The 7,335-nt window shown below is 53.1% G+C and carries 6 protein-coding genes, 1 other RNA gene, 1 pseudogene and 1 riboswitch; of the genes and pseudogenes, 6 read left to right on the top strand and 2 right to left on the bottom strand.

Features of this window, described 5'->3' with window-relative positions; genetic code table 11:
* Positions 1-544, bottom strand: a pseudogene (locus tag Q0Z93_RS09110) (beta-glucosidase); the annotation flags it as partial.
* A 172-nt stretch (positions 545-716) separates the two neighbouring features.
* Positions 717-1,790, bottom strand: coding sequence for a DUF5074 domain-containing protein (locus tag Q0Z93_RS09115; RefSeq protein WP_298064777.1), 1,074 nt, complete (start codon positions 1,788-1,790; stop codon positions 717-719).
* A 192-nt stretch (positions 1,791-1,982) separates the two neighbouring features.
* Positions 1,983-2,251: riboswitch (cobalamin riboswitch) on the bottom strand.
* A 64-nt stretch (positions 2,252-2,315) separates the two neighbouring features.
* On the opposite strand from Q0Z93_RS09115, the gene Q0Z93_RS09120 reads away from it, so the two are divergent.
* The 6 genes from Q0Z93_RS09120 (at position 2,316) to ssrA (ending at position 7,335) form a co-directional block, all read left to right on the top strand.
* Positions 2,316-3,527: an L-serine ammonia-lyase, iron-sulfur-dependent, subunit alpha gene (locus tag Q0Z93_RS09120; RefSeq protein ID WP_298064779.1), complete on the top strand. Its 1,212-nt coding sequence runs from the start codon at positions 2,316-2,318 to the stop codon at positions 3,525-3,527.
* Between the two features lie 137 nt (positions 3,528-3,664).
* Positions 3,665-4,147 carry a hypothetical protein gene (locus Q0Z93_RS09125; protein WP_298064781.1) on the top strand — a complete coding sequence of 161 codons (483 nt, stop codon included), beginning with the start codon at positions 3,665-3,667 and terminating at the stop codon, positions 4,145-4,147.
* 89 nt (positions 4,148-4,236) lie between these two features.
* Entirely contained in the window at positions 4,237-4,932 is a 696-nt protein-coding gene (locus Q0Z93_RS09130; RefSeq protein WP_298064782.1) for an ATP-binding cassette domain-containing protein, read from the top strand.
* Between the two features lie 524 nt (positions 4,933-5,456).
* Entirely contained in the window at positions 5,457-5,927 is a 471-nt protein-coding gene (locus tag Q0Z93_RS09135) for a hypothetical protein (RefSeq protein WP_298064783.1), read from the top strand.
* A gap of 10 nt (positions 5,928-5,937) precedes the next feature.
* Positions 5,938-6,789 carry a hypothetical protein gene (locus Q0Z93_RS09140; RefSeq protein ID WP_298064786.1) on the top strand — a complete coding sequence of 284 codons (852 nt, stop codon included), beginning with the start codon at positions 5,938-5,940 and terminating at the stop codon, positions 6,787-6,789.
* Between the two features lie 141 nt (positions 6,790-6,930).
* Positions 6,931-7,335, top strand: a transfer-messenger RNA (tmRNA) gene (gene ssrA / locus Q0Z93_RS09145).

Raw genomic sequence — 7,335 nt, forward strand, 5'->3', positions numbered from 1 at the left:
TGGTCGCCCGGAAGCTCTCCACCCCCCGCAGCCCCTCGTCGGTGAAATCGACGGGAATCCCTAACCGGGTCTCCTCCACAAAGAAACGCTGCACCTCGTCAATCGCCCACGCATGGTTCGACGCCGGCCAGACATACGGATTCTCGCGGTTCCTCCGCCCCGGCGGATAGCCGTTCAGGTGTTCGTCGATCGCCCCGATGCCGTCCCGCCATATCCGGTCGGCCTTCCACTCCGGCGTCGGCAGGTCGTCGGTCAGCACACGCCCGTAGCCGTACAGCGTAGCCATCTGCGCCGTCTTCTCGTCCAAAGTCATCCGGCCGAGCAGGTCTTCGATCCGCCGCTCCACCGGTTGCGCCGGGTCTTCGTAAATGTCTTTCCGTCCGTTTTTGTTGAGATCGATCCATCCGTCGTGATAAATACCGCCTCGGAGCCGGTATTCGGAACGGATCACGGGTTTACCGGCCTTGTCGAAACCTTGCGCGGCGGCGCTTCCCGCCAGGCACAACGCGACCAGCGCCGGAAGCAGAAGGGTCTGTCTTGCCATTGAAAAATAAGAATTGGTGTTAGTAGCAGCACAAATATACGCATTTCGGAACGGAAATCCACCAGGCGCAGGGATACAAAAAAGGCACGGGGAGAACCACCACCCCGTGCCTCGCGCCCAATCCCCGAAGAGCCGGCACATCACGAATAAAAACCTTACACTTTGAAAGTTTTTATTTAGCTATTTTGTTTACGAAAGCCACCGTATTGACCCCGTTCCCGGCATTCGTCACCGCAGGCTGGGCCGTTCCCTTTTCGTCGAAAACCAGCACCTCGTTGGCTGAACCGTCCGACACATAAACATAGCCGCTCAGCGGATTGACATTCACGCCGTAGAACGACGCTCCAGCCTTGGACGGGATCATCGTTTCCGACGAACCGTCCGCGAGGTCCACCTTGACGAGCGACGAACTGGGAGCATAAGTCGTTGCATCGTATGTGGTATTCACCCCATATAATTTCTGCCCGTGGATGGCGATCCGCTGCACTTCCACACCCGGAACCGTAGTGTAAGTTTTGTTCATCAGGTTCAGTTTGTGCAAGGCTGCCGGCGCCCCCGTAGCGTAATCCATCCACGTAGCCAGATATACGGTGCCGTCGCCGGCCACCGCCAGTTCGTTCGGGTTGGTCGGCACCGTCATATCGCCCGTAACCGTGAAACTCGGAATGTCGATCATCGTGACAGTATTTCCCGAGCCGTAGCCGGCATTGGCCACGCAGAGGGTGCGTTCGCTCACCTCGGCAATCCCTTCGCTGTACTTGAACGATCCGCCGTAAGGCGTGTAGTCCACCGCATAGCTCGTCGTATCGATCCGGGCCACTTGTCCGCTGTAAGTCGATACGAATACTTTGCCCGCAGCGCAGGCGATTCCGCGCGGTTCGCGATTCTTGCCGTCGGCTTGTCCCATGTCGATGTCTTCCAGAATCCGTCCCGAAGCGGCATCCAGCACCAGCACCTTATTGCTTACGTCGACAGCCACGTAGAGCTTCGAGCCGTATATTTTCATGTCGTTGGCCGTATTGCCCAGCACCACGCCCGGATTGGCCGTCGTGAACCGATCGGTCGCGGTCTTCGTACTGAAATCGTAATAATAGAGCGTCGAGTTTTCCGAACCGAAAGTTCCCTCGCCGAGGATGTAATAGCCTTGCGTTTTCAAGCCGGGGATGTCGATTTTTCCCCCGTCGTCGTTACAACTGAACAGCAGCAGTGCAGCCGATGCGGCCAGCAAAAGGTTGATTTTTTTCATTTTCCGTATGTGTGTTTTGATTCGATTTCCGTATTTGTCCGCCTGCCGACAGATGGCAACGAAAACGGAGTAGAGCAGGCATAACCCGCCTGCTACAAATCCCTCTCGGTTATGCAAACCGGAGGAAAAATCTCTTGTTTTGTTTCCCGGAATCTCCGACAGGCGTCGTCGCGTTTCAAATCCCCGGAAACGGACGACAGGTAACGGCAAGGCAGGTCTTCTGACTTACCCCGGGTGCGCCGGACGCGGCCTTCCCATTCTTCCGCGCCGCACCTTTCGGACAAGGCGGCGCACGAATAGTGGCATAAAGCTGAGAATGTCCTGCACCCTTCGGCCGGGAACGGATTCCCGACGGGGCTTACAGCAGCGGGACTGTCCGGGATTTTCACCCGGTTCCCTTTTGATCGCCCGCACCCCCTCGTACAGAGTGCCATCGGCGAACCATTGCCGGTGACAAAGGTATATTCTTTTCCGAAACCCGCAAACAGAAAAAACGTATCTTTGAAAACCCAACACAAAAAACCTATGGAATCGATCAAAGGCATCTATCGCATCGGGCACGGCCCTTCCAGCAGCCACACCATGGCTCCGCGCCGGGCCGCGCAGGAATTTCTCGCCCGAAACCCGGAGGCCGCACGCTATGAAGTCACCCTGTTCGGCAGCTTAGCGGCCACAGGAAAGGGACATTTCACGGACAAAGCCATACTGGACGTCCTGGAACCGACAGCTCCGACCTCGATCCACTGGAAACCCGATGTGTTCCTGCCTTTCCACCCGAACGGCATGCAGTTCGAGAGCTATTACGGCCACGCGGCCCAGCCGCGGGAGAGCTGGCGCATCTACAGCATCGGCGGCGGGTCGCTGGCCAACGAGGAAACGGCGGCCGAGCAGCCGGAAATGATCTACGGGATGAGTACGATCGCCGATATTCAGGCGTGGTGCGACAAAACGGGATGCTCTTACTGGGAGTACGTCGAGCAGTGCGAGGGCCCGGAGATATGGGACTACCTCGACCAAGTGTGGACGGTCATGCAGGAAGGTATCCGGCGCGGCATAGAGGCCGAAGGGGTTTTGCCGGGCGGGTTGGGCGTGCGAAGAAAAGCCGGGGACTATTATATCCGTTCCAAAGGATACTCGGAAGCGATGCGCAGCCGGGGGCTGGTTTATGCCTATGCTTTGGCGACTTCGGAGGAGAATGCGGCGGGCGGCGAGATCGTGACGGCACCCACGTGCGGTTCGTCGGGTGTGATGCCGGCGGTGCTGTACTATTTGCAGCAGACGCGGGATTTCGGCAAGCCCCGGATGCTGCGGGCGCTGGCAACGGCCGGGCTGTTCGGAAACGTGGTCAAGCACAATGCCTCGGTTTCGGGTGCGGAGGTGGGGTGCCAGGGCGAAGTGGGAGTGGCGTGTGCGATGGCGGCGGCTGCGGCGTGCCAGCTGTTCGGAGGGACGCCGGCACAAATCGAGTATGCGGCGGAGATGGGGCTGGAACATCACCTGGGGCTGACCTGCGACCCGATTTGCGGACTGGTGCAGATCCCTTGCATCGAACGGAATGCCTATGCGGCGGCGCGGGCGTTGGACTCGAACATTTATGCGACCTACTCGGACGGCAGGCACCGGGTGAGTTTCGATCGGGTGGTGGAGGTGATGCGCCAGACGGGGCATGACCTGCCCAGCCTCTACAAAGAGACGGCGGAGGGAGGGCTGGCCAAGGACTATCGTTCCAATTCCTGAACCTTGCACAGCCACTGGCCAACAGCCGTGGTTGACCGACAAATTTATGATAATTCGGCCATTCGACAGTGATTACTTTCGGGGACGGTACACACAGTTACCACAAACCGATTTGTTTCACTAAAATTCACCGAATTATGAAAATGTCCGTTTTGTACAAAGCAGGTAAAGCATGGAGCACCTACGTTTGGATCGGAAAAGATTGTGCCATGCGCGACCAAATTATCAACGACCTGAACACCGCCTTGCAAGGCACCTCTATCATTGTCGGCCATGGTTGGCAGCCACACGACCCGGTGGTGCGCATGGGGCGCCCGCGCAATTATGACAGCATTGCCGCCGACTTAGATTCGGACAGCATCCACAACGCCGCCTCTTTCATCGCATTCGCCAATGAACAATGCGATTTGGAAGATTTACCCCGCCCTTTGCAGGAACTTTGCGTGATCGTCTTTTTCGCTGAGGTCGGCAGAGGTTACAGCTCGTCGTTGAAAGCTCAACTTTATCCGTTAGTCGAGGATATTCAGGCGGGCGAGGACAATTGGAGTTCGATCCGAACCCGATATGCCCCGTCGCTGACTTTCAAAGAGGATACCGCAACGGATTACCGTCCGGAATAACCGCTCTCTTTCCCCTATTCCCCGGAAACGGCTTTTCGGAGCCGTTTTTCTCTTTTTCCACCCCAAAAGCGTATATTTGTCCATACGTTATGATGCAGGAAAAACCTTCTCTACAGCTCACCGACGCTGTAATTTTCCAGAAAGACAGCCGGCACGAAGTGCTCCGGAACGTCAATTTGTACGCTTATCCCGGCGAATTGATCTATATCGTGGGGCGCGTGGGCAGCGGCAAGAGCAGTCTGCTGAAAACTCTCTACGGCGAGCTCCCGCTGCAAGTGGGACGCGGACAGATCGCCGGATTTTCGCTGCACATGCTGACCCGCAGGCAGATTCCCTATCTTCGGCGGCGGTTGGGCATCGTATTCCAGGAAGCGACCTTGCTGAACGATTGCACGGTATATCAAAATCTCGAATTCGTCCTGCGAGCGACAGACTGGCGCAATGCCGAAGCGATCGACCACCGGATCGGGGACGTCCTGAGCCTGACTTACATGAGCCATAAGGCGCATTCCTACCCGTATCAGTTGTCGGGCGGCGAATGTCAGCGGGCGGGAATCGCGCGGGCTTTGCTGAACAATCCGCAGGTCGTGCTGGCGGACGAGCCGACGGCCAATCTCGATCCGAATGCCACGGCCGAAGTCATGGACTTGTTCCGCAACATTGCAGACGAAGGGCGGACAGTGATTATATCCACCCATAATATCGCCAATATCAGACAATATCCGGGACGGACGTGGCTGTTAGAGGGAGGATATGTGACAGAGCTCGATCCGGAGCAGTTATAACCCATTGATTTTTGGGTGGATCGTTCAACCAGCCGGCCTCCTTTCGGAGGCCGGCTGGTTTTGTATCGCGCCCCGCGACATGCCGGCCCTGACGGGGTAAGAAAGACGAACATACACCGAACAATCTTGGAACGCAATAGCGGAATTTCGGAAAGTTTCGCCGAAATTTGCCGGTGCAATACCCCAGAGGAGTGTTTCGCAGCAAAACATTTTCTATCTTTGCCCCTGTCGGGAGCCTTTTCGGAGACCCCGGCAGACATATTTCGATGAAAGTGTTTAGCTTTTGTCCTTGAGTAGAAATCTGGAAAATTTCAAAGGATCAAGGATAAGCAATAACACTCATTGCTTGTATAGGTACGTCTCGTTCTGAGCATATACTCTATACAGGTGTGGGGTATTGTTTATTTGATCCTTGGGCATTCCAGAGCCTCTACTCGGATAAACTAACGACTCCACACTTTCTTTTTTTCTACACACCCAGTCTTTCGCGGAGTCGGAAGGGCGAAAAAATCTTTTTTAAGCTTATGAAAAAGCTTTTACTCTTGTGCATCGTGATGCTCTTTTCAGGCCTCGCTTTCGCTCAGACTAAAAAAGTTGCTGTCTATGTAGAGGGAGAGATTGGCAATGACGACAAATCCATTATCAGCTCCGCAACGCTGGCTCGTATGTCGGGCAACAAGGAGTATGCTCCGTTTGAACGCAACGAAGCGTTTGTCGACGCACTGACCGCAGAGCAAGATTACCAGCTTTCGGGTGAAGTACCTGAAAAGGAAATTCGCAAAGTGGGTGAACGGCTCGGGGTCGATTATGTCATTGTGGTAAATGTCGTTATCAAGCGCGACGAAACCTGTTTTATGTCTGCAAGACTTATCAATCTTGAAACAGGCGCTATCGTAAAAACGGTTAATCAGAATCGCAAATATACGGATTCAAGCGTGCTTACAGCATTGGCGAATAATGTAGCGTACAGATTACTGAACAAACGATCAAAATAATCAACTTGCAATGAAACGTTATTTTATCTTTATGGCAATTATTCTCGGAATGATTGCTCCGTCGGTTTCGGCTCAAACTGCGAAACAAAAGATTGCTGTGTATGTAACTGGTGAAGCGGAATCAGGACAGAAAAAGGTCATTGGGGCAAAAATGGTTTCGAGCATTACCCGAAGTGACAATTATGCAGCAGTTGAGCGAACTGCTGATTTCTTGTCTGCGCTCACCCAAGAGCAGGATTACCAAATGTCAGGTGCAGTCAGCGATAATCAGATTGTAAAATTAGGTCAGCAGTTTGGCGTTCAATATGTATTGGTTGCTGACATCTCTGAGGTCTATGAATCCATGTTTATTTCTGCGCGTATGATTAATGTGCAAACAGGACAAATTACGGGAGCTTCAGAGGCAAGCGGCGAGGTAAATAGTATGGACGGGTTGATTGAGTTATCAGATACGGTTATATCTGAGTTGCTTGGCGGTATAACTTACGGGGAATATAAAGCAAATAATAAGATTGAAGATATAAAGGTTATTGGGCCGTTTGATACAGAGTTCGGTTTATATAATCATTATCAAAAAATCCCTGAGGGGTACCATGTCGCATCTAAAGAGGAAATAGAATTACTGATTAAGACTTACAAGCAAGCCAAGAAACATGTGACCTTTCCAATATACACAGATATTGTTTGTAGGGCCAATGATTATAGTTCTTTTACAGCTTACTATATTGATGCTATCTTATTTAATAATGCTGATGATTATAGTGAAAAAAGCTTTAGTTTTGACTACGATAAAGACGACCGTGAGTATGAGTATAATGGTTCAATTACATATGGATATTTATATTTGATTAAAAACAAATAACAAAACGTTCCCCGCTCCGCCTCGGAGGCGGAGCGGGGTTTTCATTTCTACCCCAGTTGCACCGGCGGCACTTTTTTCATACCTTTGCCGACGTGCGGCGCGCAATTTGCCATTCTTGCCCGTCGTTATATATCTGCACTTGGGGCTGACCGGTTTTGACAGCGGGTTCAGAGTCTTGAGGTAAGCATGCCGAGGGTTGTAAGGGGCCTCGTTAATCGGAACTTTCAAACTACAAATGGCAATAATAGCTACGCACTCGCTGCGTAATTTCACCAAGTGAGATTACCTTAATCCGCCCGGCCGAGGAGCCGGGCCGACGAGTACCCCTCGGGCGGGGACCGCTTTTAGCCTCGTCTGACAACGGGTATCATTCAATTAAAAGATAGCTTTTCGACTGTCCGGTTCGGCAAGCGAAACTCAACGGACTAAGGATCCGGCTCGGGTGTCTCCCTCCTGGCCGCCTCCCGACAATCAAGCGGAGACTAAGCATGTAGAAAACTTCGGGGTTCCTCGTTTGGACGAGGGTTCGATTCCCTCCAGCTCCAC

The organism is uncultured Rikenella sp., assembly GCF_947628055.1.
Lineage (GTDB): Bacteria > Bacteroidota > Bacteroidia > Bacteroidales > Rikenellaceae > Rikenella.

Bases quoted from the DNA above. Each gene is read 5' to 3' on its own strand.
- Q0Z93_RS09125 (WP_298064781.1), top strand. From the start codon at position 3,665: ATGAAAATGTCCGTTTTGTACAAAGCAGGTAAAGCATGGAGCACCTAC.
- Q0Z93_RS09140 (WP_298064786.1), top strand. From the start codon at position 5,938: ATGAAACGTTATTTTATCTTTATGGCAATTATTCTCGGAATGATTGCT.
- Q0Z93_RS09135 (WP_298064783.1), top strand. From the start codon at position 5,457: ATGAAAAAGCTTTTACTCTTGTGCATCGTGATGCTCTTTTCAGGCCTC.
- Q0Z93_RS09120 (WP_298064779.1), top strand. From the start codon at position 2,316: ATGGAATCGATCAAAGGCATCTATCGCATCGGGCACGGCCCTTCCAGC.
- Q0Z93_RS09130 (WP_298064782.1), top strand. From the start codon at position 4,237: ATGATGCAGGAAAAACCTTCTCTACAGCTCACCGACGCTGTAATTTTC.
- Q0Z93_RS09115 (WP_298064777.1), bottom strand. From the start codon at position 1,790: ATGAAAAAAATCAACCTTTTGCTGGCCGCATCGGCTGCACTGCTGCTG.